24 protein-coding genes are annotated in these 26495 nt (G+C 55.7%); 17 read left to right on the top strand and 7 right to left on the bottom strand.

The features are described 5' to 3' along the window. Positions 1-689: ISAs1 family transposase (locus tag FEAC_RS12900; RefSeq protein ID WP_052566411.1), on the top strand; the 689-nt coding region annotated here is incomplete at its 5' end. 76 nt (positions 690-765) lie between these two features. Here the strand turns inward: FEAC_RS12900 and FEAC_RS12895 are convergent. Continuing rightward, positions 766-1545, bottom strand: a complete 780-nt coding sequence (locus tag FEAC_RS12895) for an alpha/beta fold hydrolase (protein ID WP_035391903.1) — start codon at positions 1543-1545, stop codon at positions 766-768. Between the two features lie 104 nt (positions 1546-1649). On the opposite strand from FEAC_RS12895, the gene FEAC_RS12890 reads away from it, so the two are divergent. Continuing rightward, positions 1650-2285, top strand: coding sequence for an FMN-binding negative transcriptional regulator (locus tag FEAC_RS12890; RefSeq protein WP_052566408.1), 636 nt, complete (start codon positions 1650-1652; stop codon positions 2283-2285). On the opposite strand, the gene FEAC_RS12885 is transcribed toward FEAC_RS12890, so the two are convergent. From FEAC_RS12885 to FEAC_RS12875, 3 genes are all read right to left on the bottom strand, one after another. After that, the gene (locus tag FEAC_RS12885; RefSeq protein ID WP_052566407.1) at positions 2275-3216 is read right to left on the bottom strand and encodes a TIGR01777 family oxidoreductase; all 942 of its coding nucleotides are present in this window, start codon (positions 3214-3216) and stop codon (positions 2275-2277) included. The genes FEAC_RS12890 and FEAC_RS12885 overlap by 11 nt on opposite strands. A gap of 94 nt (positions 3217-3310) precedes the next feature. Then, on the bottom strand, positions 3311-3730 hold the full coding sequence (locus FEAC_RS12880; RefSeq protein WP_035391901.1) for an Hsp20/alpha crystallin family protein: 420 nt from the start codon (positions 3728-3730) through the stop codon (positions 3311-3313). Between the two features lie 162 nt (positions 3731-3892). Next, on the bottom strand, positions 3893-5230 hold the full coding sequence (locus FEAC_RS12875; protein ID WP_035391899.1) for an ABC1 kinase family protein: 1338 nt from the start codon (positions 5228-5230) through the stop codon (positions 3893-3895). Between the two features lie 389 nt (positions 5231-5619). On the opposite strand from FEAC_RS12875, the gene FEAC_RS12870 reads away from it, so the two are divergent. From FEAC_RS12870 to FEAC_RS12855, 4 genes are read left to right on the top strand one after another with little or no spacing between them, the layout of a single operon-like run. After that, positions 5620-6999, top strand: a complete 1380-nt coding sequence (locus FEAC_RS12870) for a tryptophanase (protein WP_035391895.1) — start codon at positions 5620-5622, stop codon at positions 6997-6999. A 48-nt stretch (positions 7000-7047) separates the two neighbouring features. Then, the gene (locus tag FEAC_RS12865) at positions 7048-7752 is read left to right on the top strand and encodes an exonuclease domain-containing protein (RefSeq protein ID WP_052566406.1); all 705 of its coding nucleotides are present in this window, start codon (positions 7048-7050) and stop codon (positions 7750-7752) included. Then, positions 7749-8753 carry a hypothetical protein gene (locus FEAC_RS12860; protein WP_035391893.1) on the top strand — a complete coding sequence of 335 codons (1005 nt, stop codon included), beginning with the start codon at positions 7749-7751 and terminating at the stop codon, positions 8751-8753. The genes FEAC_RS12865 and FEAC_RS12860 overlap by 4 nt, the downstream gene beginning before the upstream one ends. Then, a complete protein-coding gene (locus tag FEAC_RS12855; protein WP_035391891.1) occupies positions 8750-9517 on the top strand; it encodes an SDR family NAD(P)-dependent oxidoreductase in 768 nt (255 codons plus the stop codon). The genes FEAC_RS12860 and FEAC_RS12855 overlap by 4 nt, the downstream gene beginning before the upstream one ends. A 99-nt stretch (positions 9518-9616) precedes the next feature. Here FEAC_RS12855 and FEAC_RS12850 read toward each other — a convergent pair whose 3' ends face one another. Both FEAC_RS12850 and FEAC_RS12845 read right to left on the bottom strand, forming a co-directional pair. Beyond that, positions 9617-9850, bottom strand: a complete 234-nt coding sequence (locus FEAC_RS12850) for a hypothetical protein (RefSeq protein ID WP_052566405.1) — start codon at positions 9848-9850, stop codon at positions 9617-9619. After that, positions 9844-11817 carry a SpoIID/LytB domain-containing protein gene (locus FEAC_RS12845; RefSeq protein ID WP_052566404.1) on the bottom strand — a complete coding sequence of 658 codons (1974 nt, stop codon included), beginning with the start codon at positions 11815-11817 and terminating at the stop codon, positions 9844-9846. The genes FEAC_RS12850 and FEAC_RS12845 overlap by 7 nt, the downstream gene beginning before the upstream one ends. A gap of 273 nt (positions 11818-12090) precedes the next feature. On the opposite strand from FEAC_RS12845, the gene FEAC_RS12840 reads away from it, so the two are divergent. Genes FEAC_RS12840 through FEAC_RS12825 form a run of 4 tightly spaced genes read left to right on the top strand, consistent with a single transcriptional unit; the run spans position 12091 to position 16302 of the window. Next, entirely contained in the window at positions 12091-13035 is a 945-nt protein-coding gene (locus FEAC_RS12840) for a hypothetical protein (protein ID WP_035391648.1), read from the top strand. Further along, entirely contained in the window at positions 13032-14078 is a 1047-nt protein-coding gene (locus FEAC_RS12835; protein WP_035391649.1) for a glycosyltransferase, read from the top strand. Before FEAC_RS12840 ends, FEAC_RS12835 begins: the two co-directional genes overlap by 4 nt. Next, positions 14075-15160 (top strand): glycosyltransferase, encoded by a 1086-nt coding sequence (locus FEAC_RS12830; protein ID WP_035391651.1) that lies wholly within the window; start codon positions 14075-14077, stop codon positions 15158-15160. Before FEAC_RS12835 ends, FEAC_RS12830 begins: the two co-directional genes overlap by 4 nt. Next, complete coding sequence (locus FEAC_RS12825; protein ID WP_035391654.1) at positions 15160-16302, top strand: glycosyltransferase family 4 protein; 1143 nt, start codon at positions 15160-15162, stop codon at positions 16300-16302. Before FEAC_RS12830 ends, FEAC_RS12825 begins: the two co-directional genes overlap by 1 nt. 189 nt (positions 16303-16491) lie before the next feature. Here the strand turns inward: FEAC_RS12825 and FEAC_RS15690 are convergent, their stop codons facing one another. After that, entirely contained in the window at positions 16492-16653 is a 162-nt protein-coding gene (locus FEAC_RS15690; RefSeq protein ID WP_160290409.1) for a hypothetical protein, read from the bottom strand. A 1339-nt stretch (positions 16654-17992) separates the two neighbouring features. On the opposite strand from FEAC_RS15690, the gene FEAC_RS12820 reads away from it, so the two are divergent. From FEAC_RS12820 to FEAC_RS12790, 7 genes are all read left to right on the top strand, one after another. After that, complete coding sequence (locus FEAC_RS12820) at positions 17993-19078, top strand: LacI family DNA-binding transcriptional regulator (protein ID WP_160290408.1); 1086 nt, start codon at positions 17993-17995, stop codon at positions 19076-19078. Positions 19079-19129: 51 nt separating this feature from the next. Then, positions 19130-20467, top strand: a complete 1338-nt coding sequence (locus tag FEAC_RS12815; protein ID WP_035391657.1) for an ABC transporter substrate-binding protein — start codon at positions 19130-19132, stop codon at positions 20465-20467. Between the two features lie 75 nt (positions 20468-20542). Beyond that, on the top strand, positions 20543-21484 hold the full coding sequence (locus tag FEAC_RS12810) for a carbohydrate ABC transporter permease (RefSeq protein ID WP_081901259.1): 942 nt from the start codon (positions 20543-20545) through the stop codon (positions 21482-21484). Positions 21485-21489: 5 nt separating this feature from the next. After that, a complete protein-coding gene (locus tag FEAC_RS12805) occupies positions 21490-22335 on the top strand; it encodes a carbohydrate ABC transporter permease (protein ID WP_035391659.1) in 846 nt (281 codons plus the stop codon). Between the two features lie 2 nt (positions 22336-22337). Beyond that, positions 22338-23903, top strand: coding sequence for an alpha-amylase family glycosyl hydrolase (locus tag FEAC_RS12800; RefSeq protein WP_052566402.1), 1566 nt, complete (start codon positions 22338-22340; stop codon positions 23901-23903). 18 nt (positions 23904-23921) lie between these two features. Then, positions 23922-25052 (top strand): ABC transporter ATP-binding protein, encoded by a 1131-nt coding sequence (locus tag FEAC_RS12795; protein WP_035391661.1) that lies wholly within the window; start codon positions 23922-23924, stop codon positions 25050-25052. A 357-nt stretch (positions 25053-25409) separates the two neighbouring features. Continuing rightward, the coding region (locus FEAC_RS12790; protein ID WP_052566401.1) for an IS4 family transposase at positions 25410-26495 on the top strand (1086 nt) is incomplete at its 3' end.

Below are 26495 nucleotides of genomic sequence, written 5' to 3'. Positions count from 1 at the left end.
GAAACGATAAGACGAACGAGATTCTCGCCTTTGCTCCATTGCTCGAACCTCTCGAGATCGTCGGCACGGTCATCACCGCTGATGCACTGCATGCCCAGAGAAAGGCTGCTAGCTTCATCGTCGAATCCAAGAAGGCTCACTACATCTTCGGTGTCAAGGGTAATCAGCCACGGTTGCACAATGCTGCAGTCATCGTAGGCGATGAGATCGATCGCGATCACCCAGAGTACGAGACATGCACACGCGGTCATGGCCGCATCGACCGTCATCGGGTCTGGAGTGCCCCGGTTCCTGCTTCGACAGAGTTTCCTCATGCGAATCTCTACATCATCGTCGAACGCGAGTCATCCACCCTCAATGACGTTCGCACCAGCATCGAGACCCGTTACTACGTCACAGACCTTACCGCAGACGACGCAGACCCTGAGCATCTCCTTCGACTCGTGAGAGACCACTGGTCGATCGAAAGCCTCCATTGGGTCCGCGACAACACCTTTGACGAGGACCGCTCACAAGTCCGTACCGGAACACTTCCTCGCATCCTTGCAACACTACGCAATCTAGCTATCGGAATCATACGTTATGCCGCGCCCCTAAGGGTCAACATCGCAGCGGCAACCCGCCAGCTTGCCCGTCAACCCGACATTACCCTTGATCTACTTGGAATCCCACCCCTACTTTGCAAATGACCGTGCTGGAGAGCGAAGACAAAAGAGGTGCATATAAATGTATATGTATTTCGGAGCGGCTCGACTGTGCTAGCAGCTAAGCCTGAGTCACCTTTGCAAACTGCTGCACCACGACCTCAGCCAGCGCTTGGGGGTTAGTTAGGTGGGCACCGTGACGTGAATGCGGGACGCAGTAACTGGTCACATCGATCGACTCGACTAGCTTGATCAAGCCAAAACGATGGTGGTGCGAGGGCCGTGAAGATATACCCGCCACCACGTCGACCGTGATCTCACTTGGATCGAAGCTGATCCTGCCGTCGACCAGCTGTCCAAGTTCACGTAGAAAAGCTCGCCCTTCCGTTCGCCGCAGAGCTTTCGTGCGTTCAGGGAGACGCTCCCACACCGGATCGGAGATCATTCGCCGCAGGAACGCCTCCGCTAAGTCTCCGGCGCGTTCACGTGGGACGTGCCCAGCCGCCGCCTCGTGTGGATCAACATCCCAGTCCTCCCCCCACCAGCCACCTCCTGGCAACGGAGACTCAAATGTCGATACCCCAAGCAGGTTGGGGTGACCCAACGACGCTAGCCACAATGCGTAGGTCCCGCCAAGTGAATGGCCGAAAACTACAGCCGGCTTCTCATCTAGGATCTCGCTCAGATCCGCGAGATGATTCTCGACGTTTGCTGGAGCGACATCGAGCGAGTGAGCGTAGCCGGCTCGATCCCAGATCACCACCTCCAGCGGAGAGAGGTATTTTGCTAGCGCACGAAACGACCCGCCGCGATCCATGGCTCCATGCACGGTCACAATTCGCACCGATGCCGATGAATTCTGATTCACTCGCTCAAGATGAATAGACCGACTGAGAGCCATGAAATCATCCTAGGCGGCGCTGGTGCGATCACCCAGAATGCATCTTCACCTCAAACAAGCGCAGACGGATTTACCGATAGTCAAGTATCGGCTAGGGTGAGAACATGTCACCTGCGAAGCTCTTTTATACCGACGATATCCCCACCCTCATCGCTATAGCCAAGGAGAACCCGTTTGGCGACCTGGTCACGGTTGGAGCCAATGGACCCCTGACCACAGCGATCCCCCTGCTGATTACAGTCGATGGCGATGACGTCATGGTACAAGGGCACCTCACCCGAACCAACCCACAGTGGCGACAATCACGTTTGGACCTCGAAGCGCTCGCGGTCTTTCGGGCTGAACATAGCTACGTCTCGCCAAGATGGTACCGTACCAGTGCGGACAACCAACACCACGTCCCCACCTGGAACTACTCGCGAGTCGAGGCGGTGGGAGAACTTGAGTTCTTTGATGATGCCAACGATCTTTTAACACTTGTTACCACCCTCACTGCCAAGTTCGAGCCCCCAGCACCCACTGGTTGGAGTCCTGATCAAAGTCCCGACGACTACATCTCGGCCCAATTGAAGGCGATTGTCGGTTTTAACTTGAGGGTCAGGGAGCTCCGCGGCATTCGTAAGCTATCACAAAACAAACCGCTAGAGGACCGGAAGGCGGTTATAGCCTCACTGGATCAGATCGGCGAGACGACTCTGGCCTCGACGATGCGGAGCCTGCTCGACACCACTAATGACTAGATCTCGCCAGCAACTCGGCCAGAGCTACATCAAGGGTTGGTGTCCCAAAGGTGAATCCCGCTGATTGCAGCACATTAGGAACGATACGTTGTGAAACAAGTGCGAGTTCTCGTGCCATCTCTTTACCTAGCACGAGCTCCAACGCGGTTCTTGGAACCGCGAATACTGCGGGCCGACCGACGGCTACGGCGAGATCCTTGGTGAACTCGCGATTAGTGACTGGGTTGGGCGCGACGAGATTGACGGGCCCACTTATAGCTGGGTTTTCGAGGCAGTATTGAATCGCACGAACCTCGTCAGCTAGCGTGATCCAACTCATGTACTGCTCGCCGGAGGCGAGGCGACCACCGAGGCCGAGACGGAAGAGCGGCAACAACCGTCCAAGCAGTCCACCGCTGGCATCGAGCACCACCCCGGTACGCAGCAACACCAGCCGATTCGCAAACCCTTCTCCAGTTCGTGACTCCGCCTCCCAATCTGTCACGACCTTAGCGAGAAAACCGGCTCCTTGCGTCGACTCCTCGGTAAGCTCCTCGGATCCTCGATCGCCGTAGATCCCGGAGGCCGATGCGACAAGCACGGTAGCCGGGGGGCTCTTGAGGGCAGCGAGCGCTGCTATGAGCGAACGGGTTCCATACACCCTTGATGAGTAGATACTTGATCGCACACGCGCGTCCCAACGGTGATCGCCAATCGGTTCGCCCGCAAGGTGGATCACCGCGTCAATGCCCTCTAGCGCATCGAGGCTGCTCGGCCCACCATCTGGGTCAAAAAAGAGAGGACTCGAAGCACGATCTTCTACGAGATCAGGCCCACCTTTGGCCGTGGACTTTCCTCTTGGTATCGACAACACCTCATGACCCTGTTGACCTAGGGCCACCGCGAGGGCCGAACCTATGAGTCCATGACTTCCAGTCAGTCCAATCCGCATCTCATGCCTTTCGTGAGTCCCAATGCCAATTACAGCAGCGAGGCTCGACCAAACATTCCTCCGGCCCGCAATGAGCGGGCCGGAGTTCACACTATCAACTCGCGATTGCAGTCTTCGCGGACTGATGGTTAACCGCAATTCGTCGCGGCTTGGCCGCCTCATGGACAGGGATCTTGACCGTGAGCACCCCGTCGACGTACTCGGCCATCACGCCCTGAGGATCGAGGTCTGAGCCAAGATAGATGGATCGCTCCAAGGAGCCACTAAATCGCTCAGCCACCACCATCTGCTCACGATCCTCATGATGGATGTCACGCTGCGCACGAACGGTCAATACGTTCCGCTCGACGGTGACCTCCAGCCCCTCTGAATCGATTCCTGGCAAATCGAACTGCACTACATAGCTATCATCAATCCGATAGGCATCCACCGGCATCACCGCCCGAGCATCTCGCTGAACCAGCGACTGAACCATTCGATCAAACTCCCGATAGGGATCGACTCGCATTACCATAATCAACCTCCTTTATCTCCGGCAGTCATCGCTACCTATAGATACTAATGCTGGACGCCCAGCATCTATTCCTAAGTATACAAGCTTTTCTGAGTCATTGCCACTCAAGTTTTCCTACTCAATATATTGAGGTTTTCTGCTAGGTATACCATCACCCCTTTATTAACGTCCTTGCAACCAGCGCTGCTCCTCCCGTCCGATCGGGGTGCTTGGGGGCGCATCCACAAATGGCCAGATCTCGCTGGCTATAGCACGCCAATTTGCGGTGGCATCTAAGTAACCCAGCAACGCGTAGAGTCCGAGGTTGATGCGCTGTAACACCACGAACGAACGTGGAACGTTCAAGTGCTTGGCGACTGGATGGGTGTGGTCGAAGGTGTGACGCAATAGGGAGCTCGCGTATGCACTGGTCACCGTGAACGGCCCATCTTCGTGAACGATGTCATAGAAGTCGCGAAAGAAGTCGGCGACGGCCCCAGGATCGAGATCATCGGCCGTCACCAGTCCCGCCTCATAAACGATCTTGGCAAATCGGGTAGCATCTCGATCGAGCACCATCGCCTGGATCATCGACTCAAAGATCGCAATCTCGCCGGCGTCGAACTCTTTGGTAAAGCCAAAGTCGAGAAAACCGATGCGACCACCTTCTAGGAACAGATAATTGCCGGGGTGTGGATCTCCGTTGAAGAGCCTGAGCCTGTACAGACTCCGAAAGACGAAGCGAAAGAGTATCTCTCCGTAGTCGTCACGCACGTGCTGAGGTTCGTCAAGGATCTCGCTAAAGCGTCGGCCATGCAGAAACTGGGTGGTTAGCACATGAGGACTTGAAAGTGAAAAATGGACCCGGGGAACGACTATGTAGGGGTGTCCCTGATAGTACTCTCCAAAGCGCTCTGTGCGCTCGGCCTCCTTGGTGTAGTCCAACTCCTCGGCCAGACGAAGCACCAGCTCCTGGGCCATATCCTTAGTGCTCATCGATGGGAACAGCAGCTTGAGGACGCTAGTTATGAGTCCAGCGTTCGCAAGGTCGGCGCCGATCAGCTCCGCCGCGTCAGGAAACTGTACCTTGATCGCCACCTCCCCGCCAGTATGGAGCCGCCCGTGATGCACCTGGCCGATGGAGGCGCTGGCAATCGGGACCGGATCGATCTCCTTGACCAAGCGATAGAACTCCGGTATCTCGGCGAGAATCGTCTCCTCGGCCAAGACGAACTCCATGGTAGGAGCGTCGTGTTGAAAGCTTGCAAGCGCTGCGCGGAGGCTAGGGTCTACCTCGGCGTCAAGATACCCTGCCATCTGCGCCAGCTTGGTCATAAGCCCACGCGTATTCGCAAAACGCTCTCGAACATCTGCAGCCGTGGCGGCTCTCGCCTTCTCAAGAGCGATACCTCGTCGTGAGGTAGAGGTCAGACGAACCCGGAGCCGACGCATAGAGTTCCGGAGCACCAGTCCCAACATCATCGAGAAGGAGCGATAGAGACGACGTACCTTGGGAGCCATATCCCCTAGCCTACGGCCAGAAGCTAGCGGCAACGTGCGAGACTACATCTTGAGAACCAAACCAGCTACAGCGCTCAACTTGAGCGTACGAGCATCGTTGGTTGCTGGTACTTCACCCTCATCTACCGACAGTCATCGCGACCTATGAAGCAGTACGAGAGTGCAGTTCGCCCAGACACCCGCTGCCGTTGCGGATCGACACCATCGAGCCTTCCGAACGAACCGATGCTGACACGAAGCGTACCAAATCTTGCACCCGATTGGCTCCTAGCTAGGGCATATGACTCCGTCGCCTATGTGAACAACCGACTACGCCTGTGCCATCAGAGCATTGGACAAAGGATGACTATGTTTAGCAAGTGGCCGGTGACTGACCTAGAATCGCTGTCATGACCTACCAGACGATTATCGAACCGTTTCGCATCCATTCGGTTGAGCCAATTCCGATGACAACGATAGCCGAGCGCCAACATGCGATTCGAGAGGCTCACTACAACCTGTTTCAACTGCCGGCTCGCCACGTCATGATAGACCTGCTGACCGACTCCGGCACCGGAGCAATGAGCCGCGACCAGTGGGCAGCGATTCAACATGGTGATGAGTCTTATGCCGGTTCCCCGTCATGGGAGATCTTCGAAACAGCGATCCGCGATCTCTTTAGTTTTCGTCATATCATCCCAACTCACCAAGGACGCGCTGCCGAACGGATCCTCTTCTCGGTTCTTGGCGGGCCAGGCAAAGTCGTGCCCGCCAACACCCACTTCGATACAACGCGAGCGAACGTCGAATATACCGGTGCTGAAGCGGTTGATCTCCTCTGTCCAGAGGGACTGGACCCCCAGCTCGAGGCACCCTTCAAAGGTAACATCGATCTAAATGCCCTGCACCAGCTCCTCCAGAAGCGATCACAGGATGTTCCAGCCGTCATCCTAACGATCACCAACAACTCCGGTGGTGGCCAGCCTGTCTCTATGGAGAACATCCGCGCTACCAGCAATCTGTGTCATTCATACGGAGTTCCGCTCTACCTTGACTCCTGTCGGTTTGCCGAGAACGCATGGTTCATTCACCTTCGCGAACCGGGTTATGCGACAAAATCGGTGGTCGACATCGTCCGCGAGATGTACTCTTACGCCGATGGGATGACGATGAGCGCCAAGAAGGATCCGATGGCCAACATCGGAGGCTGGCTGGCCACCAATGATGAGGCGCTCGCCGAGCGAGCTAGAACTATGCTAATTCTAACCGAGGGCTTCCCAACCTACGGTGGCCTCGCCGGGCGAGATCTCGAAGCCATCGCACAGGGCCTTCATGAAGCCGTCTCCCACGACTATCTCCACTATCGGATTTCGTCGACCGCCTACCTGGGTGGTGCCTTGGACGAGATGGGCTTTCCGGTGGTGAGGCCGAGTGGTGGTCACGCCATCTACCTAGATGCGCGTCGATTACTCCCACAGATTCCGGCACTCGAGTACCCGGGACAAGCACTCGCTGTAGCGCTCTACGAACTCGGAGGTGTTCGCGGATGTGAGATTGGCACCGTCATGTTCGGACGAGCGCCCGATGGGAGCGAGCATCCAAGTTCGTTAGAACTCGTTCGACTCGCGATCCCACGGCGTACCTACACCCAGAGTCATATCGACTACGTCATTGAAGTCTGTGCCGAGGTTCTCAGTGTGGCAGAAAGGCTTGTTGGCTATAGGATCACCAAAGAACCAGCTTCACTCCGCCACTTCACAGCACAGTTCGAGAGAATTGACCACAACTGACCACAGACGTCTGGCGCGCGAACCGTGCCTTGTACAAGATAGGATGCCATGCTCGACACCACCCATCTGCTAGGTTTCGATCTGGAGACCACCGGCCTCTCCTTGGCCGATGATGAACCGGTGTCCTACGCGCTCACCTGGTGTGACAACACCGAGACACGTGATGACTACGGCTTGGTAGCCCCTACCAGACCGATCGCCCCCGAGGCGACCGCCAAACACGGGATCACCGATGAGCAGGCCGCTCGCGACGGTCAACCCTTGCCTGAGGCCCTCAAGCGTATAGGCAACGATCTAGTCAAGGCGGGGCGCCAGGGCTGGTTGCTGGTGGGCATGAATATCTCCTTCGATCTCAGCATCATCGATGCCCAACTTCGACTGCACTTCGGCCGCGGTCTCTATGACGTCGGATGGCGTGGTCCGGTACTCGATATCTACGTCATCGATCGCGTCTTTAGCGCTCCACGCCGCGGATCACGTCAGCTCGATGCATTGTGTGAATTCTACGGAGTAGAACTCACCGATGCCCATAACGCCCTTGGAGATGCACGAGCCACCGTCGAGATTGCTCGTCGTCAACTTGCCGCCTACCCACGTATCGCCGAGATGGATGGATCGCGGTTGATACAACTCCAGGAGCGCGAACACCTCAAATGGCTACGCAATCTGAATGACTATCGTCGTGAACACGATGGCGAGCCGATCAGGATCCCCAACGGATGGCCTATTGATAGGAGTCAGCGGTCATCATGATCGAGTGGCAGAGATCGCATTGGTTTCGTGGTCTGCTGGTACTGGTTGCCGTCGCCCTCATGATAGCGATCGCAACCATATTCAACCAGGCAGTAATGCTGGTCCCTGAGGTGGGCGCCGTCTCGACCGGGCTCCTCTTCTTTCGGATCAGCGCATGGAGGAAGGGTCCACTCCCCTTCTACTTGCTGATCTGTGGTGCCGCATTTCTCGGCGTAGAGGTCGCACGCTACCTACCTATAGGTCTGACCGCCCAAATCATCGTCACCTTATCGAGCATTCTCGCTGCCGTTCTATTCTTTCGTGTTCCCGCCTATCCAGCACTCTCGGCTGGCCTGCTTCCGGTCTATCTCCACCTGACCTCTCCACTCTACGTCGTCGCTGTCGTTTGTTTCATGGGACTTCCTACGCTCTATGTTCTCGTCGTCGAACGCTCCGGCCTCGGCCCAGGGCCAAAGGTAGTCGTGACCCTGCGTACGACAGTTATCATCGCGTGTTCGCTCGGGTTGATGATTCTCGCCCTCTGGCTCGCACGATCACCACTCGCAGTCCTACCTCCCCTCTTCGTCGCTAGCGTCGAGAACGCGAACACCTCCGAACCACGTAGTATCCGTCGACTCAGCCTGACCGCGTTGGTGCTCCTGGCCAGCATTGAGCTGAGCATCCTTCTCTATCTCAACCTGAACGTAGATCTGGTCGTGGTGATCACCGTCTTGATCGCCCTTCTGGTCGTCAGTAAACTCAACCTAGAGAGTCCGCCAATTTTAGCTCTCGCGATCATCCCCATCGTGTTCGATCACCCAACCGATCTGCGAGTCAGCTATCTGATAGTGATCGGGATAGTACTCTCCCAGATCGCGCCGGTAACCGTAGCTTGGGTCATCGACCACTCCCCCCTACTCGCACGCATTATGCGTCGCCCGGAGGGTTTGAGATCGACCACTACGTCTAACTCACGACTGCGCCCTTGCAGTGATCCGAGAGTCGATGGAACTCTATTGTGACCACCTCTGTTGGCCGCCGACCGCTTGAACACGTCCTCGTCCTCGGAGGAGGATCTGAGATCGCTCGAGCCCTCCTAATGCGGCTCGCCGGAGTTAGTCTTCGCTCTGTGATCCTCATGGGGCCACACGCCGAGACGCTGAAACGCACTAGAGAGCAGCTGCTGGCGGCCTTTCCTAAGCTAACAGTTGTTACCCTCGCGCTCGATCTATCCGAACTCCAAACGGTCGACATGGCCGTCGCACAGGCGCTAAAGCGGCTCGAGGTCATCGACTGCGTGATCATGGCCGCCGGGTGGCTCGGAGCCCAAGAAATGGATGAGCGAGACCCGGAGTCCGTAGCTCATACCCTCACGGTTAACTTCTCTGGGCCTGCGATGGCACTCACGCGATGTGCAGAAAGATTAGAGGAACAGGGATACGGACTCATGATCGTGTTGTCCTCAGTGGCAGGCGAACGTGTACGAAGATCAAACTACCTCTATGGAGCCGCCAAGGCGGGGCTCGATGGCTTCGCGCTCGGTCTTGCTGACCGCGTCCATCCCAAGGTATCGGTGATGGTAATCCGCCCCGGCTTCGTCTCAACAGCGATGACGCGCTCGCTGGCTACACCTCCGCTGGCGACAACAGCCGAACGTGTCGCAAGCGATATCATCCGAGGTATCAGCAGTGGTGCCACAATCGTTTGGAGCCCCCGCTCCATGCGAGCTATCATGGCGATCTATCGCCATCTACCCCGCGCCATAGCTCGCCAGATTCGTTACTGACGGATGCACCCACCACGCTACCTTTTTATAGAGAGCGCTAAGATTCTCTTTGGCTTTTGACCAATACGACCAAGCACTCAGATATAACTGCAGCACACGTCAGCTGACAGCCGTCCCTCCGACGATCGGAGCACCATGACCAGTGGTATTGGATCCAAGCGCGGACGAACTCGGACCACCATTGAAGCCAATCACCTGGCCATTTGAGAGTATGATACTGTATCCGCTGCCGTTAGGGGCAGGAATGATCGCCACCGCATTCTGGTTCACCTTCACAGAGCCGGCCGAAGGTGCGTCACCAAACCCGTACGTAGCCCCATCTGCGGCTAACAAGACGTAACCATTGCCGGTGGGTGACGAGACAATACCCACGAACTTAGTCCCGGTAGCCTGGCTAATCTCCCCATAGAAGCGCGCTGCGCTCCAAAGGAGAGTACGGTTCCGTTCGACTCAAGCAACCAGTAGCCGTTACCATGAGGGGTAGAGGCGATGCCGACAACCGGAGCCGCAAGTGGGTGGGGGCCAGTGAGGCCAGTAAAGCCCTTTGAGTACGCCGACCCTTGGTAGGTGGCGTCTCCAAAGTCGAAGACTCCTCCATCGGCAGCGACGAGCCAGTAGCCCTTGCCATCCACGGTGGAGGCGATGCCGACGATGGGGGCGTTCAAAGGATGGGTTCCAGAGAGTCCGGTGATGCCGTAGGTATAGGTGCTGCCATAGAAGTGGGCATTGCCAAAGTCAAAGACTCCTCCATCGGCGGCGGCAAGCCAGTAGCCCTTGCCGCCAGGAGTTGATGCCACTCCGACGATGGGGGCGTTCAGAGGACGGGTTCCAGAGAGTCCGGTGATGCCGTAGGTGTAGGTGCTGCCAAGGTTGGTGGCGCCATCTTCGGCGGCGGTGCCACCGTCCTTAGAGGCGACGATGATCCCCGAAGAGGTGGATGGAGATGACGGCGGGGTAGGTGATGATCCACCGCCATCGTTTGTGATCGCTATTGGCCCGCTGACACTGAACCAATCCGAATTGAGACCCATGATGGAGGCAAACTCGGCTCCCGAGACCGTCGATGATCCGCTCGACCCAACCACCTGGATCGAGAGAACACGGCCACCATCTGTACCGTTGCCCGAACGCTGAAGAATGTTAAGTCCCTGCACCGTGCCCAACTGCGAAAACGCCTGCTGCAACGTCGAGAGTCCAACGGTCTGGGTCCATGGATCCCACGGGTTACAGATAGAGGCATAACAACCTGCATCGTATGGGTCCGGCACCGCAGGGAAGTCCCCACCTGCGGTATAGCCGCCATCAGATGCAGAGTACTGGGTGTAGGCGGGGGCTCCTGAGGACTGCTCCAGGATCTGTCCGGCTGTGTTCGTCTGCGCTGCATCAATGAGGGCTTGGCTTTGGCTGTTTTGGCCACTGTTGAACCCAGCGTATACCTGGCAGTAATCGGAGTCGCAAATCTGTGCGAAGTTATAAGAGTTCCCGACGGCTAGTGCATAGCTCCGCGCCTCAATGGCCTGAGCCTCAAGCGCCTGGAAACCCCACGCCTGCCCTTGGGGTCCAGGGCTCCCGAGTGTGCCCCACACCGCTGGCATCTCATTCCCAATCACACCACGAACATAGGACTCTAACCCAAGCTCATTGGTTAAGACCTGTTGGCCCTGTGCGTTCGCAGTCACCCCAAGGTTTCCACGGACCGCCTCGACCGAGCCTCCCGGCTTACACCATTGCAGCGCTTGATTCAGTGACTCATTCACCATCGATCCCAACGGCTGTATGCTCACTGGCGAGATCGTAAGCGAACCCGCTGCAGTCGTGAGCGGACTCCACGAGCTTGGAGCCGTACATCCCGATCCTCCGACCCCTTCGTCGACCGTGATCTGGCCATTGGCATCGGTCACCCTTATCGGAGTATTCGCCGCAATCGTGATATTATTGACCACCAGACCCTGATTGTCAAACACGGTCGCCGGTTGTCCCGTACCAGCGGTTAGCCACACCGTAATCAGTCGATCACTGATATTGGTCAAACTGGTGCCGCCGTAGAAGTGAGCAAGTATCTGCGCGTAGGTGAGCTGGCCTCGACTGGCATAGCCAGCCTCACCGAATTGGCTCGCCCCATTGCCCGAGCCGACCCCATAGCCGGTGAATGTCAGCGAAGCAGTCGATGCAAAACCGGTAGCGGGAAATAGCATCGCCCCAGGCGCAACACCAAGCAACGCGCCTGCGGCCAGCATCGCGCTAGTTCGCCCAGACGGAAGCGCGAACGTTCTCCGCTTGGAGTGGAGTCCTCGACGCATCAGCCGCACCACTGCGATCTGCTCGCGGCAGCCATCGTACTCATGTTCTCAGTCATCGGAACCCTCAGCCCCTAACTTGACCCCAGGCTCCGCAGTCGCACCGAGTCCAGGTAGCGTCGATCCTACTCCACACTAGCAGAGGCCAGCGAATAAGCAGTAGTAACCACTTTGTCGCCTACTTGATTACCTCGTGCAAACCCGACTAGCTCAGCTCTCGTTCCTTAACTCAATCGACAACTAAGATCTAGCGAACTAGTACTACTGGAGGTCGGATTGGAACCACAGACATCGGAGCTCAGAGGGCGTCTCGAGCGTGAGGTCGTCAAGTTACGTCGCAGTGGGGTCATCCCACCGTCACTAGAGGCGAAGATGACCCAGGCAGTCAACGAGCTCAAACCACGACTGCGCTTCGACTCCACCAAGGATCGACTCTTCAACGTAGAGGCGACCTCCTACATCGATACAGCTGTGCCTACAGACTCGAAGAGACCAGGCGTGACCTATGTCAAGCGAGCCATCAAGGCTGGTGTAGGTTGGTACCTCACCTACGTCACCCAGCAGGTCAACAACTTCACCTTCGAAACCGTCGGCCTCCTAAACGCTCTCGAACTAAGACTCTCCGAGCAGGAGCTGCGGCTTGCGAAGATTGCGCCCCAGGTCTCACTAGGTCACACGTCCGGTCAGTTTCCAGCGAACATACTCGCCGAGCAGGCGGTACGCGCTCAGCTGCTGGATCGTCAAAATGAGCAACCAATACTGGTCACTGATGCTGGTGGCGATCGTCTCTTAGCCGAGTTAACAGCTCTACTCCCAGACCTCGTCTACGGGCAGATCGAGGACTCCGACCTCGCGGATCGTAGCGCGAAGGAAGGCCTCGATGTACGCAATAGCTCGCTGCTATGGCACCTAGAGCACTGTGCCGACGGCGCCCTCGGGGCACTAGTTCTGCGCGGAACAGAACTGGAGTGCTCTCCAGTTTGGTTCAAACGTGGGGTGCTCGCCGAGACTAGGCGAGTACTAGCAGCAGATGGCGTCGCCGTTCTGATCCACCACGAACCATCAGCGTTGGCTTCGTCTCCCGAGCTCAGCGCGACGGCAGCCATTCGTGGGGAGCCGATCAGCGTAGCCGCATGGGCGATACTAGCCGACGAGGCTGGCTTCAGCTCTAGCACGGAGACCATCGACGTCGATACCGCCGTCACAAGGCTCCAACGTTGACTGCAATCTTGCAGCTCATTCCCTCTTTTTCGACCTACGATGCCATCGGGACCCATGCTCGCCGACTCGATAGTCTGCTTCGCGAGTTAGGTTACGAGACCGCTATCTACGCCGATGAATTCGATGCTTCGTTGGCAGAGATCGCCCAACCCTTTCACAACCTCCGTCGTAGACCTCCAAGAGGAGCTTGGTACCTCTATCAGGCGAGCACGAATTCACGCATAGCCGACTGGCTCCGTGATCGACCTCGCGTGCTGCTCAACTACCACAATGTCACCCCGCATGAACTGGCCAAACCGTTCGAACCAACGATTGCACGGATACTGTGGCAGGCCAGGCGCGAGATCGGTGGGCTGGCTCGCACCACGCAGTTGGCGTTCACGGTCTCACGCTACAACGCAATTGACCTGTTCGGACTTGGCTTTCTCCATCCGCTTGTAGCCCCACCACTGCTCGAGCTTCCACAGCCGATGACCCACATCTCAACACCCTCTTCGAACTGGCTGTTTGTAGGACGAGTCTTCCCCAACAAGCATCAACTCTGGCTGATAGAGGCCTTTGCCCTCTACCGCGCGCTCTTCGACCCTAGGGCTACGCTCACGCTGGTGGGTTCAACCGCATCTGACAGCTACTTGCGTGCGATAAAGGCAAAGATCGCCGCTCATGCTCTAGATGATAGCGTCCGTCTGCTCTCAGGCCTAAGTCCAACGGCGCTCGCCAACGAATACCAACACGCGAGTATCTTCACCTGCGCCTCGCTTCACGAAGGTTTTGGCTTCCCCTTCATTGAGGCCTTTGCCTTTGGTATTCCCGTGCTGGCACTGGCCACCTCTGCGATCGGTGAGACCGTCGGCAATGCCGGCTGGTTGCTAGATGAAGAGGATCCACTCGCCTTTGCTACGGCTGCACACCTGCTCGAGCAGGACACAATACTGAGAACTGAGCTAATCGAACGTGGTCGAGCGCAGCTTCGGATCTTCGAACCAGAGACACTCAAGCTTCGCTATCAAACCCTCTTTGAACAGATGATCGGCCGGCCATGACCGTCCATCAGTTTGTCCCAGTGCTCCTGCCCCATGACGCCGTTGGGAACTGTGCACGCGAACTACAACTACGCCTCAGTGCCCTCTATCCAGAGACTCGCATCTTCGTCGAGGATATGCAGCGCTCAGTCGCCGACTCGGCTACACCGGTCCAGGATATGGAACTTCAACCTGACGATGTCCTCATCTATCATTATGCAAACTTCTCCTCACTTGCACCCTCCATACTTGGGCAAGGACAAACACTGCTCTATTACCACAACATCACACCCGAGGAGTACTTTGCCGCATGGGATCCGGACACCGCGATCGCCCAGCGACGTGCAAGACAACAACTTGCGCGCCTCGTTCATCAGGCGATCGGCTGTCTCTCGGTCTCCGAATTCAACGCCGCAGAGCTCAGCAGCTATGGTGCCTCAGCCGTCGCGACTGTCGGCCTCTTCGCCCACTACGACGAGCTCATCAAGGAACCGACAACCGACCGTCTTCTGCGACTACGCGCGAGTTGGGAACACCGTGGGTCCCCTCAGGACTGGTTATTTGTAGGTAGGTTGGTTCCAAACAAGGCGCAAGAAGAGCTGTTGAGCGCCCTTGCCCTCTATCGAAGATTGACCGGCGAGGATAGCTCGTTGACACTCATTGGCCGCCCTTTTCACCGCGACTACCTACTTTGGCTCCGTCAGCTCGCCTCCGACCTTGAGATCGGTCATCGGGTCCACTTTCTGACCGGCGGTCTCCGGGCCAGGTTTCTTGCCGATCACTATCGCGCCGCCCGTCTCTTCGTCTCCGCATCCCTCCACGAAGGCTTTGGCGCACCCCTCCTTGAGGCGATGTCGCTTGGGCTCCCAGTGGTTGCCGTCGACTCCTCGGCGGTTCCAGAGACCGTGGGAAAAGCCGGTTTTATCGTCCCGAAACACGACCCACTGGCTATCGCCACCGCCGCCCAGCTTGCGAGTACGGAACCGTTGAGAACTCAACTGCTCGAACTCGGCCACCAAAGAGTGCAACTCTTCGAGAATGACGCTGTTTGGCGACGTCTATCGGCCGCCATTCGCCAACTCACCGGCGTCGAGGTCGGTTGATGCACATCGCCTTCGTCACGCCACGTTACGGACAAGCAATAGTCGGCGGTGCTGAAGCTGCAGTACGTTCCTATGCAACTCGGATCGCCCTCAAAGGCCATAAGGTTGAGGTGATCACATCGACATCAACTACACTTGAGTGGGACGATACAATCCCAGCCACTACCTCGCTGGAGGATGGTGTGATCGTCCACCGCCTGCCGCCGCTACACCCGCGTCTACCCCACTTCTCAGCCAGCTACGCAAAGGCGCTCGCCACCGGGCGCTTCTATGACCGTGGCACCGCGGACCAGTTTCTCCTCGATCAGGGTCCGGTGCTCAGTGGCTTCGCTGAACTCCTCGACAGACTCAACCCGGATCGGGTCGTGAGCTATCCTCTCCTCTATTGGCCGAATCTTCAAGCCCTCATCTGGAATCCTCGGCGATCGGTCTTACACCCTGCCGCCCATCCTGAAGCTATTCTTTCAAGCTCCATCTACTCAGACGCAGTGCCGCTTGCACGCAGGATCGTCTTCCAGACGAAAGCAGAACAGGAACTCTTGAATCGTCTCTTCCAGATAGGTACCTCGAGACAGTTGGTACTCCCACTTGGTCTAGGCGAACAACTCGCATCCGGGGTGGCGCAGACCAGTTCGTCAATACACGCCAGCGACGCTTACCTCCTAGCATTAGGACGTGTCCAAGCCGACAAGGGCAGCAACATACTGACCGAACTCTATAGACACACCAAACCTTCGATGAACCTCATTATGGCTGGCCCAATCATTGAGGAACCCCAGGTCCCTAAAGGTGTAGAACTGCTTGGGGAGATTGCAGATAGCGATCGCAATATGCTGCTCAAGAATGCTCGCGCAGTCGTCATAGCCTCACGCTATGAATCCTTCTCGCTCGTCGCACTCGAGGCCATGGGCGCAGGAGTGCCGCTCATCGTCAACGGATTCAATCAGGTACTGCTAGAGCAGATTGAACGATCTGGGGCGGGTGTTGCCTTTAGGAGTGCATCCGAGTTGCTCGGCGCGATCGAACTTTTCGGAGGCGACCCTGAACTAGCACGTTCACTCGGTCAACGTGGCCGGGCCTACGCAGAGGCGAACTCGAAGTGGGAAACTATCATCGATCGTTACCTCGCATTCCTACGATGACAATCAGCGCCAACCACGAGAACAAATCAGCAAAGCTCCCGCCGCACCGGCGATGGAACAACGCTTAAATGGATTGGCGACCTGGGTGACGGATCCAGAAAGACTCAACCGATAAGAACCAACCAGATCAAGGATTCCACACTTGAACATGTCACGCCACTCCTTGGGCTGACTGGTTATAGATCTCCTTTACCCCTTTGCCTCTCCGTCAGCGACTACATCGAGACGCGCTGCGCTCCGTATATCGACCCCTGATGTCGACCACTTCCCAAGTGCGATAGCGATCTTGGCGACGAAAAAGGGGCTCATCCAGACTGAGTGCATGAACAACGAAACGATTCCGATCCTCAACCAGCCGTCCATTGACCCGCGGGCATTCGACAACCTCAAGCCATACCACGTTCTAGAGCCCCATCAAATCGCCCAGGCATCGACGACAGCATTGGAACGCCGTAGACAGGGCTGTCATGGGCGTGGATGAGAAGTTGATGTTAGCGGCCATGCAATGATGCATAGATGCGGCCAAATAATTGCACGGTGACGGACATCAAAACTGCACGCAGATCACTGCCCTCCAAGGGTGGCTGGTTCAAGGCGAAGTACGCGTACATCGTTGAGGTGTGCTGGCGAGAGCATCGGGTTGGCCAATAGCGACTCGAGTACGCACCAGAGCACACATCATGTCCAGCAATGCACAACTGGCTAAGAATTGGAGTGTCACCATGTCCAGTGTCAATGCGAGTAACAAAGTTCACCCGAGTGTGGAGCCACCAGGAGTCAAATCCCCGTTGGCCCACGATAGCGTCACGATAGCGTGCCCAGTCTGTGGGAGTAGTTTCAGCCCCTCGGGGAGGAGAACCTACTGCTCAGATGCTTGTCGGGCTCTTGCCTATCGACGACGTCGTCGTTCGCGCACTCTCCCGACGCTCAAGGTCCCAAGATCCCAACCACGTCGGGAGATCACCGTCTATGAGTGCGATTCTTGCGCAGAGCGCTCTCTTGGAGAGCAACGCTGCTTAGAGTGTCACACCTTCATGCGACGAGTCGGGATCGGTGGGCATTGCCCCTCGTGTGACGAAAGCATCACAATCAGCGAACTCGTCGGCACTGGGTTCATCGTCGAACCCTAGCCACGAACGTTGAGCTGGTCCCCAAACCTGTGCCCAATGTCCCTCTGGCTACTACAGTGGTTGGTGGCATTTGTGTAGAAATCACACCCGATTGGTCAACCGGCTAGCAACCGAATCCAAACTGGTTCCGAAGACGCTTTTGAAGTGGTCCGTACACAACTTTGCAGCATACCTCCAGTGCCCACTCGCGTAAGTTCATAGGTATTTATATGGTACATATGTTCGTTGACTGGTGTGATCCTTCCGTACTGCCGAACCAGTGCAAAGATCTGCACCCAACCAACTCATTGAGCTCAAACCTTCCCATCCAAGCTCATCGGTGGGCGATGCCCAACCTTTTCTGATACCTGTTCAAGAATCATCCGCCAGGGCATTCCTAAGCTATCCGGGTTCTTCAGAAATATGTGTCTGCTCCCGGCTCATTTGTCCACCAGTATTCTTTGAACGAGGTCTTCGCCTCGCGCCTGCGACTCGCTATCTTTTCTGAGAGGAACCTTAGTAAGCGCAATTCATCCTTGCCTGTCACGCTATTGACAACGGCCAAGCCGAAGGATAGCATGTTGACGGGGTTTGGAAGCGCTTCCAGATCGGGGGGACTGGTGGATCTTGGACATCGAGCGACAATCGAGGACGTTGCGGCGCGAGCAGGTGTCGGAGTTGGGACCGTGTCGCGCGTTTTAAATCAGCAGAAGCACGTTTCTCGAGTCATGCGCGAGAAGGTCGAGGTCGCGATCGCTGAACTCAACTATCGGCCTAGCCGACTCGCTCGTGCGCTATCAAAGGGTGGATCTGATATCGTCTCGATAGTCGCACCCTACATTACCAGACCATCAGTAGTTGCGAGGATTGACTCTTGCCTCGCTGGACTCAACCGAGTCGGCATAGTCGCCTCACTGTTTGGCGTCTTTAACCGGGCCCAATTCGACCAGGTCATCGACACGCTATCAGATCGACATTCCACAATGGCACTGGTGGTCGTTTCCATCCCAGTGACCGACGCTCAGGCGAGAGGACTGCGAAGCGCAAACGTCAATCTCGTCGGGTTGGATATCGACGTGGCAGGGTCGGACTCAGTCTTCGTCGATAATATTCATGGTGGGGAGATTGTCGGCACCCATCTTCTGTCCCGCGGTTACCATCAGATCGGCTTCATCGGAGATGCTGACTCCGGCAAGTTTCAGTTCACCTCGACAGACGCCCGCCTGTGTGGACTTAGGAGTGCTCTACGACAAGGTGGGTCTTCGCTCGAAATTGGACATATCAAATTATGTGAACATGGTACCTCACAAGCCAAAGAGTGTGCTATGGAGCTCTTGACGAGCAACAGACCGCCTGATGCCATCTTTGCATCTTCTGACACTGGCGCCCTGGGGGTTCTATCCGCAGCCAATGAGCTCGGAGTTCGAGTGCCTGAGGACCTCGGAGTAGTTGGATTCGACAACCTTGAGATGGCTGCGGTCGTTGGACTATCCTCCGTGTTGCAACCCCTCTCTCTGAGTGGGGAGATCGTTGCCGAAAGACTAATCAGGCAACTCACCCAGTCCGACGCCCATCCAGTCCACACCATGTTGGACTTAGAACTTGTGGAACGCACCTCCACTTCCAGAGTCCCGAACCTCGTCAGACAGCTACAACCGACTACCTAGACCGTATGCGACGTACTCGCATGTACTGAACCCAGAAAGGATGACAACGAGATGGAATCAAAGAAGAGAGTCAGGAAATCTAATAGAGTTAGATTGTTGGCAGCCGTGGTAGCGAGTTCGTCGATCATTCTCGCCGCATGTGGCAGCTCGTCAACCACTAAGTCATCATCGACATCGCCATCTGGATCGGCAACATCAGGAACAATCACCTGGTGGGCCAGTCCAATCGCGCAGGTAGGAGTTCGTCAAACGCTCATTAACGCCTTCGAGAAGGCGTATCCGAAGATCCATGTCAAGCTCGTCAGCGCACCAACCAACACTGGCACGAATAGGTCTCAGGTGGTCGCGCAGATCTCGGGTGGCTCATCGACCCCCGACGTCTTCATGGGTGACGTGATCTGGCCAGCTCAATTCGGAGCTCACGGCCTTGCAGTACCTCTAAGCAACTACCTCCCGTCAAGCTATTGGGCAAAGTTCGCGCCCGGGTTAGTTTCGGGTGCGAAGTACAAGGGAAAGATCTACGGCTCGCCCCTCTTTGAAGACCAAGGTTTTCTGTATTACCGTAAAGACCTACTCGCGCAAGCCCACCTACCTGTTCCAAAAACCTGGGAGCAGCTAAAACAAGAGGCGCTCACCCTGGTCCATGACCATCTCGTCAAGTATGGATTTGTATGGCAGGGCAACTCTTATGAGGGACTCACATGCGACTTCATGGAGTACTTCACCTCCGCCGGCGGCAAAGTAACGAACGCTTCATACACAAAGGCCTACCTCGACTCGCCTCAGGCGATTCGTACAGTCAGCTTCATGCGCTCGCTCATCACGAGCGGTGCGAGCCCGGCAGCTGTCACCACGATGGAGGAGCCCCAGGCTATGTCGACCTTCAACGCCGGTGACGCTGCATTCCTACGAAACTGGGACTATGCCTGGTCGAACTCCCAGACCCCTTCAGACTCAAAGGTGGTCGGCAAGGTTGGTGTAGCTCCGCTGCCTACCTTCTCTGGACATAGCTATCCCGGGTACTCCACCATCGGTGGTTGGAACCTCTATATCAATCCACATAGCAAGCACATTGCGACTGACCTGACCTTCATCAAGTGGATGTCGAGTGTCCAGGCCCAGACCATCCTCGGAAAGAAGTACTCAGAGATTCCAACGGTGCAATCCGTACGAACGTCGATCGCGGCAGAAGCCAGCGCTCCGCCACCCGAAAAGGTGGCAGCCAAAACTCGGTTGATCGCTCGACCAGCAGGGACTCCAAATTACCCAGCTCTGAGTACAGCGATCTACACGAACATCAATGCGGCTCTTAATGGCTCGACATCGGTCAAGTCAGCGCTAGCGGCTGCCGAATCCCAGGCCAATACAGCTCTGAGTGGTGGTCTCTAGACAAGGCCAGGGCCCAGTCGGTAGTACCAATGGCTGGGCCCACGCAAGGGATCGGAGAGCGAGAGCTTTGAGTCGATGACACAGAACAATCAGATCGGCGATACAGCGCCCCACGGAGAACGGAGGGGTGCCAAGGATCATCGGAGACGCACCACCCGCATCGGTTGGGCGTTCTCGTCTCCGGCACTCGTCGTCGTCGGAGCAGTTACCATCTTTCCGATAGTGTTCTCGGTGGTTCTCAGCTTGGCCAACGTAACGGTTACCGGCAATGGGTTCCAACTCGCTGGATTCACATTCTCGAACTACAGCCAGATATTTCACGCCTCGGTATGGCGGTATGCATTATTTTTCACCGTCTTTTATACCGTGGTGACGGTGGCCGTGGAAGTTGTGCTTGGCACTCTGGTTGGCCTCGTGCTTGAGCGCCTTACCAAAGGTCGTGGACTGATGATGGCCCTCTTACTGATCCCTTGGTCGATGATAACCGTTATCTCCGCCGAGCTCTGGCAGTATATATTTGACGGCACCTATGGGGTAATGCAGGCCATCTTTTCGGCGCTTGGTTTGGGACAACCTCAATTTCTTGGCACCCCAACATCGGCAATCATCTCGATGATGGTAGCCGATATATGGAAGACGACGCCCTTCGTCGCTATTATCGTTATAGCCGGCCTCGTCATGCTTCCTCAAGAAGTCTTCGAGGCCGCAGCCGTCGATGGTGCCGGCTCATGGACGACCTTTTGGAGAGTAACCCTTCCCCTGCTTAGGCCGACTATCGCCTTGGCTGTTCTGTTTCGGATCCTCCAGGCCTTCGGGATATTTGATCTTCCCTTTGTTTTGACTGGGGGTGGACCAGGCACTGCAACTACGTCGCTCGCTGTGTTGAGCTATCGTGTAATGTTCCAAAATCTCAATTATGGTGCCGGCAATGCGATTGCAGTTAGCGCCAGCGCTCTCGTGCTGATTGGCTGCCTGCTGTTCTTGAAGGTCTTCCGCGCTCAGGTGAGTGACGCGTAAGCACAATGAAGTTCCACACCAAAACCGGCCTCAAGAAATGGTTCAACTTACTCAATGCATCAGTGCTGCTCGTAGTACTCTTCGTAGCACTCCCACTGTATTGGCTAATAGCTTCGAGCTTTAAGACAAATTCAGGAATTGGAGCGAGTCCGCCACAATATTTTCCAAACCCGCTCAGTATCGCGAACTATCAGTCAGCGTTTGTCCACTACGACTTCGGCATCTATTTTAGAAACTCCCTCATCGTCGCAATCAGTGCAACCATTCTGGTTCTGGCGATCGGATCGCTAGCCGGATACGCGCTAGCAAGGTTGCCGATACGAGGCAAGACAGCCATCATGGTCGTGCTCTTGATGATCTCACTCTTTCCAGAGATCGCCGTTGTCTCTCCTCTCTACCTACTGATGCACAACCTTGGTTGGATAGATAGCTACGAGGTGCTGATCGTTCCGTACACAGCGTTCAATCTCCCGTTCGCAATCTGGATAATGAGGAATTACTTTCTAGGGATTCCCAGGGAGATGGAGGAGAGCGCTCGCGTGGACGGAGCATCGCCTCTGCGCACCTACTGGTCGATCATCCTTCCCCAGGCGCTGCCCGGCATTTTTACAGCCGGCATCTTTACCTTCACTGCATGTTGGACCGAGTTCCTTATGGCGTTGACATTTGATAACTCCAATAGCTACCGCACCATACCGGTGGGGATAGCGCTCTTTGGCTCACCCAACGTGATTCCCTATGGCACCATCTTTGCTGCAAGTGTGGTAGCCGTCGTCCCGATCGGCATTCTCGTCTTCGTATTCAGGAGATTTGTGGTCTCAGGCCTTACCTCCGGTGCGGTCAAAGGTTAGTCGTGCCCAACATTGCTCACCCAACTTGGCTCAGAAATGCGACCATCTATCAAATTTACGTCCGCTCGTTTGCTGACTCAAACGCCGATGGATATGGGGATATAGATGGGGTGATCGAGCATCTGCCATACATCGAAAGCCTTGGAGTTGACGCCATCTGGATGTCACCAATAATGCCTAGCCCAAATCACGACTGGGGCTACGACGTAAGTGACTACTACTCAGTTGCAGGCGATTACGGCGGGATAGACGCGCTGCAGCGACTCATCCGAGCGGCGTCTAAGGCGTCGCTTAAAGTAATCCTCGACCTCGTCCCCAATCACACGAGTTCCGAGCACCCCTGGTTTAAGTCGGCACGTTCTGACCGTAACTCACACTACCGCGACTATTACGTGTGGGCCGATCCTTCAATCACTGGCGGACCCCCGAACAACTGGCTAGACGCCACCGGTGGATCCGCTTGGTCCTATGACACTCACTCTAAGCAATATTATCTCCATAACTTCCTCCCAACGCAACCCGATCTCAATTGGTGGAACCCCCTGGTTCACGAGGAGTTTCAGAAGATATTGCGATTCTGGTTTGACTTGGGGATCGATGGATTCCGGATCGACGTTGCCCATGGAATCTACAAAGACCAGCTGCTCCGCGATGATCCTGTAGCCAACCCAGGTCAAAATCGCCACTTTGAACACTTCGGATTGGCAGAAACTTACTCTAAAAATCGTCCCGAAGTGCACGCCCTCTATCGAAATTGGCGGCAACTAGCGGCCTCATATCAACCGCCAAAGGTGTTGATAGGTGAGACATGGGTCAGCGATCTCGATACGCTGGTCAGCTTCTACGGCAACAACGACGAGCTCGACCTCGCGATGAACTTTCCGTTTACCTTCTCCGATTTCAGCTCACGCAGCCTAGCACCCCTCGTAACAGAGACGCTTGATAAACTAACCAACGGTGCCCACTGCTGTTGGGCTGCGTCAAATCACGACATCTCGCGCTTCCCGACTCGATGGTCAGCAGATGATGACACAAGAATTCGGAGTGCACTCATACTCCTCACCACACTGCCAGGCACGCTAATCCTCTACTATGGTGACGAACTCGGGCTAGGCGATTCTATTATCGACGACCACTTCCTCCAGGACGAGATGACCTCTGCCTCGACGGCGAGCTTCAGGAGAGATTATGCTCGTCGTCCGATGCCGTGGAATGGTAGTCGGCAGCATGGCTTCACACGGGGTACTCCATGGCTTCCCTTTGGCCAGGTCACCACCAGCGTAGAGACACAGCTCGCTGATGAACACTCAATCTTGAACCTCACCCGAAGGTTGTTATCGCTTCGCAACACGATCGCTTCTTCTAACCTCGCAACCCTTTATCTCGATGATCTCTCGTGGAGTTACAAGGTCGACAAGTTGGAGGTTCACATAAATTTTAGTGACCAGAGTATTCAGCGACACACCGACGGTGGTGTACTTATCGACAATCGAGGATTGGAACGATCTATATCCGCTGGCGAAAATACTATCGAACCGTTTAGTGCCTTCATCGTCCGCAGGTCATAGGTAAAGAGGGAGATTCACATGGCGTCCATCACTCTGGAACAGGTCAACAAGATGTATCCGGGAGGCTATCATGCAATTAAAGACCTCAACCTTGACATTGCCGATGGCGAGCTTATGGTCCTCGTCGGTCCGTCGGGCTGTGGCAAGACAACGACGCTTCGGATGGTAGCCGGCCTTGAAGAAATTACCTCCGGCACACTGCGAATCGGCGGTAAGGTCGTCAACGCGTTAGAGCCAAAAGATCGCGATATCGCTATGGTGTTTCAGAACTATGCCCTCTACCCCCATATGACTGTCGCAGAGAACATTGGGTTTGCTCTTCGTCTCCAAAATTTACCCAAACCTACCATTGCACAGAGAATTCACGACGCATCCGATATTCTCGGTATTACCGATATTCTAACCAAGAAGCCTCGGCAGCTCTCCGGCGGGCAACGACAGCGTGTTGCAATGGGGAGGGCAATTGTAAGGGAGCCGAGTATATTTCTGATGGACGAACCTCTCTCAAACCTAGATGCGAAGCTGCGAGTAAAGATGCGCGCTGAGGTCAAGCTCATTCAAAAGAGGCTCGGAGTGGCAACGATTTATGTGACCCACGATCAGATGGAGGCGATGACGCTAGGTGATCGAGTAGCCGTTCTGCGCAATGGAGAACTACTCCAGTGCACTACCCCGCATGAACTCTACTTCAACCCAGTTAATACCTTTGTTGCGACCTTTATAGGGTCACCAGCAATGAATCTTTTCGAAGCCGTTATAGACTACTCCTCTGCATCGTTGCTGGTAGGGTCGCAAAAGATCGAGCTATCAAACGACACCATGAAGAGATTCTCAGGTGCAACCAGAGTAACACTTGGAATCCGTCCGGAACACTTCTTCCTTGAGGATCTGCCGAACTCGTCCGGGCTGGTCGTCGATGTGAAGCTCATCGAAGAACTGGGCTACGAACGGTTGGTACACTTTGATATCGATGCGAAACGGGTTTGGGGGGAAGGTGAGAGTGAAGAATCCCTCGATGACATCTATGGCGGCAGAACCGCCCGCATCGTAGGAGATACCGATCTCAAGCCAGATGACAAAGTCACGCTACATTTCAAACAGTCAGACCTATATCTATTCGACGTTGACACTGGTTCGTTGCTCCATTGAGGTGGCACTCGATAGTGTCGACAATCGCAGGAACCGTACTGTCGACAAATCGAATGCGGTCACTGCGGTCCATTTTGCAAGCTACCCAAACCTGGACAAAACGCCGCTCGATTGAACCAGATGTTGTAGCAATAGGGGTAGCCAATGGCACGAGTTGCCGGCATCACCCGTGTGAACCTCTCCGTCCTTACAGACCGGCCTTCTGGCTCCGCCGTTTGGTTTGGCTTACCCAACGTCGCTCCTGCGGCCGACTGATCTGCTACCGATCAATCGGTGCTAGTGGATGAGTTGGCTTGTTAGCCCAATACCGTTAACTTAGTACCATTCCAGTGCTATACTGGGTCTCGGGAGGTGCCGATGCCAAGACCCGGGTGGAAACGACAACCAGAGGGCTCACGGTTGACCGATCATCTCTCCATAGGGGTTCTTACCCGCACCTTTGGGAGAGATCTCATCGATTCGATACTGGTCGCAACCGACAGGGTCCAACAGCGCGTACGTCTGTTGCCATCACGGGTGATGATCTATTACGTCTTGGCACTTTCGCTCTATCCCCAGGACTCCTACGAGGAGGTCATGCGTCACTTGAGCGAGGGGTTGCGGTGGATGGATCAATTCCAGTCTTCTTGGAACGTCCCTTCCAAGGTGGCGATCTTTAAGGCTCGTCTACGCCTCGGCGCAGAGCCCATGAAGAGACTCTATGAGGCGGTTGCAAGGCCACTGGCAGCTCCTGGCGATACCGGTGCCTTCTACCGCGGGTTACGCCTGGTTGCGATCGATGGAACGAGCCTTAGTGTCGCTGACACCCCAGAGAACCTCGCTCACTTTACAAAGCCAACGACTCCGCTTGGTCAAGCCGCCTATGCCAAGGCGAGAATCGTCGGCCTCTTAGAGTGTGGAACCCATGCGATCTTTGCCGCCAATGTAGGCCCCTACAGCGTTGCCGAACAGATTCTTGCAAAAGGTGTCATCGATAAGCTCACACCTGGGATGCTCTGTCTTGGTGACCGAGGGTTCTTTGGCTACGACCTCTGGCAGCGAGCTGCCAACACCGGTGCCCAACTCCTCTGGCGGGCAAAGAGCAACTACCGAATTGAGACGGTCGCCGAACTCGAGGATGGTTCTTACCTTGGCAACGTCTATCACCATAAGGACAGGGGCAGAAAGAGTCCGCTTCTGCTCAGGGTGATTGAGTACCAGATCACCGAAGGGGAGGACCCGGATCTCTTCTACAGGCTCTTTTGCACCATCACCGATCCCGAGGTGGCACCGGCTCATGAACTAGCGGCACTCTACTCCAAACGTTGGGAGATCGAATCGGCCTTTGATGAACTAAAGACCCATCAGTCGGAGGCACGAAGAGTGTTACGGTCTCAGTCTCCCGAGCTCGTCTACCAGGAGATCTGGGGGATGTTAACCCTTCACTTTGGCATCAGGGAACTC

Source organism: Ferrimicrobium acidiphilum DSM 19497, from assembly GCF_000949255.1.
Classification (GTDB): Bacteria; Actinomycetota; Acidimicrobiia; order Acidimicrobiales; family Acidimicrobiaceae; genus Ferrimicrobium; species Ferrimicrobium acidiphilum.
The sequence above is the reverse complement of the archived record's forward strand: the minus strand, read 5'-3'. Positions and strand labels throughout refer to the sequence as shown.

What these genes read in the sequence shown, in the direction of transcription:
- FEAC_RS12895 (WP_035391903.1), bottom strand. Translation starts at nt 1,545, where the DNA reads ATGGCTCTCAGTCGGTCTATTCATCTTGAGCGAGTGAATCAGAATTCA.
- FEAC_RS12890 (WP_052566408.1), top strand. Translation starts at nt 1,650, where the DNA reads ATGTCACCTGCGAAGCTCTTTTATACCGACGATATCCCCACCCTCATC.
- FEAC_RS12885 (WP_052566407.1), bottom strand. Translation starts at nt 3,216, where the DNA reads ATGCGGATTGGACTGACTGGAAGTCATGGACTCATAGGTTCGGCCCTC.
- FEAC_RS12880 (WP_035391901.1), bottom strand. Translation starts at nt 3,730, where the DNA reads ATGGTAATGCGAGTCGATCCCTATCGGGAGTTTGATCGAATGGTTCAG.
- FEAC_RS12875 (WP_035391899.1), bottom strand. Translation starts at nt 5,230, where the DNA reads ATGGCTCCCAAGGTACGTCGTCTCTATCGCTCCTTCTCGATGATGTTG.
- FEAC_RS12870 (WP_035391895.1), top strand. Translation starts at nt 5,620, where the DNA reads ATGACCTACCAGACGATTATCGAACCGTTTCGCATCCATTCGGTTGAG.
- FEAC_RS12865 (WP_052566406.1), top strand. Translation starts at nt 7,048, where the DNA reads ATGCTCGACACCACCCATCTGCTAGGTTTCGATCTGGAGACCACCGGC.
- FEAC_RS12860 (WP_035391893.1), top strand. Translation starts at nt 7,749, where the DNA reads ATGATCGAGTGGCAGAGATCGCATTGGTTTCGTGGTCTGCTGGTACTG.
- FEAC_RS12845 (WP_052566404.1), bottom strand. Translation starts at nt 11,817, where the DNA reads ATGCGTCGAGGACTCCACTCCAAGCGGAGAACGTTCGCGCTTCCGTCT.
- FEAC_RS12830 (WP_035391651.1), top strand. Translation starts at nt 14,075, where the DNA reads ATGACCGTCCATCAGTTTGTCCCAGTGCTCCTGCCCCATGACGCCGTT.
- FEAC_RS12825 (WP_035391654.1), top strand. Translation starts at nt 15,160, where the DNA reads ATGCACATCGCCTTCGTCACGCCACGTTACGGACAAGCAATAGTCGGC.
- FEAC_RS12815 (WP_035391657.1), top strand. Translation starts at nt 19,130, where the DNA reads ATGGAATCAAAGAAGAGAGTCAGGAAATCTAATAGAGTTAGATTGTTG.
- FEAC_RS12810 (WP_081901259.1), top strand. Translation starts at nt 20,543, where the DNA reads ATGACACAGAACAATCAGATCGGCGATACAGCGCCCCACGGAGAACGG.
- FEAC_RS12805 (WP_035391659.1), top strand. Translation starts at nt 21,490, where the DNA reads ATGAAGTTCCACACCAAAACCGGCCTCAAGAAATGGTTCAACTTACTC.
- FEAC_RS12795 (WP_035391661.1), top strand. Translation starts at nt 23,922, where the DNA reads ATGGCGTCCATCACTCTGGAACAGGTCAACAAGATGTATCCGGGAGGC.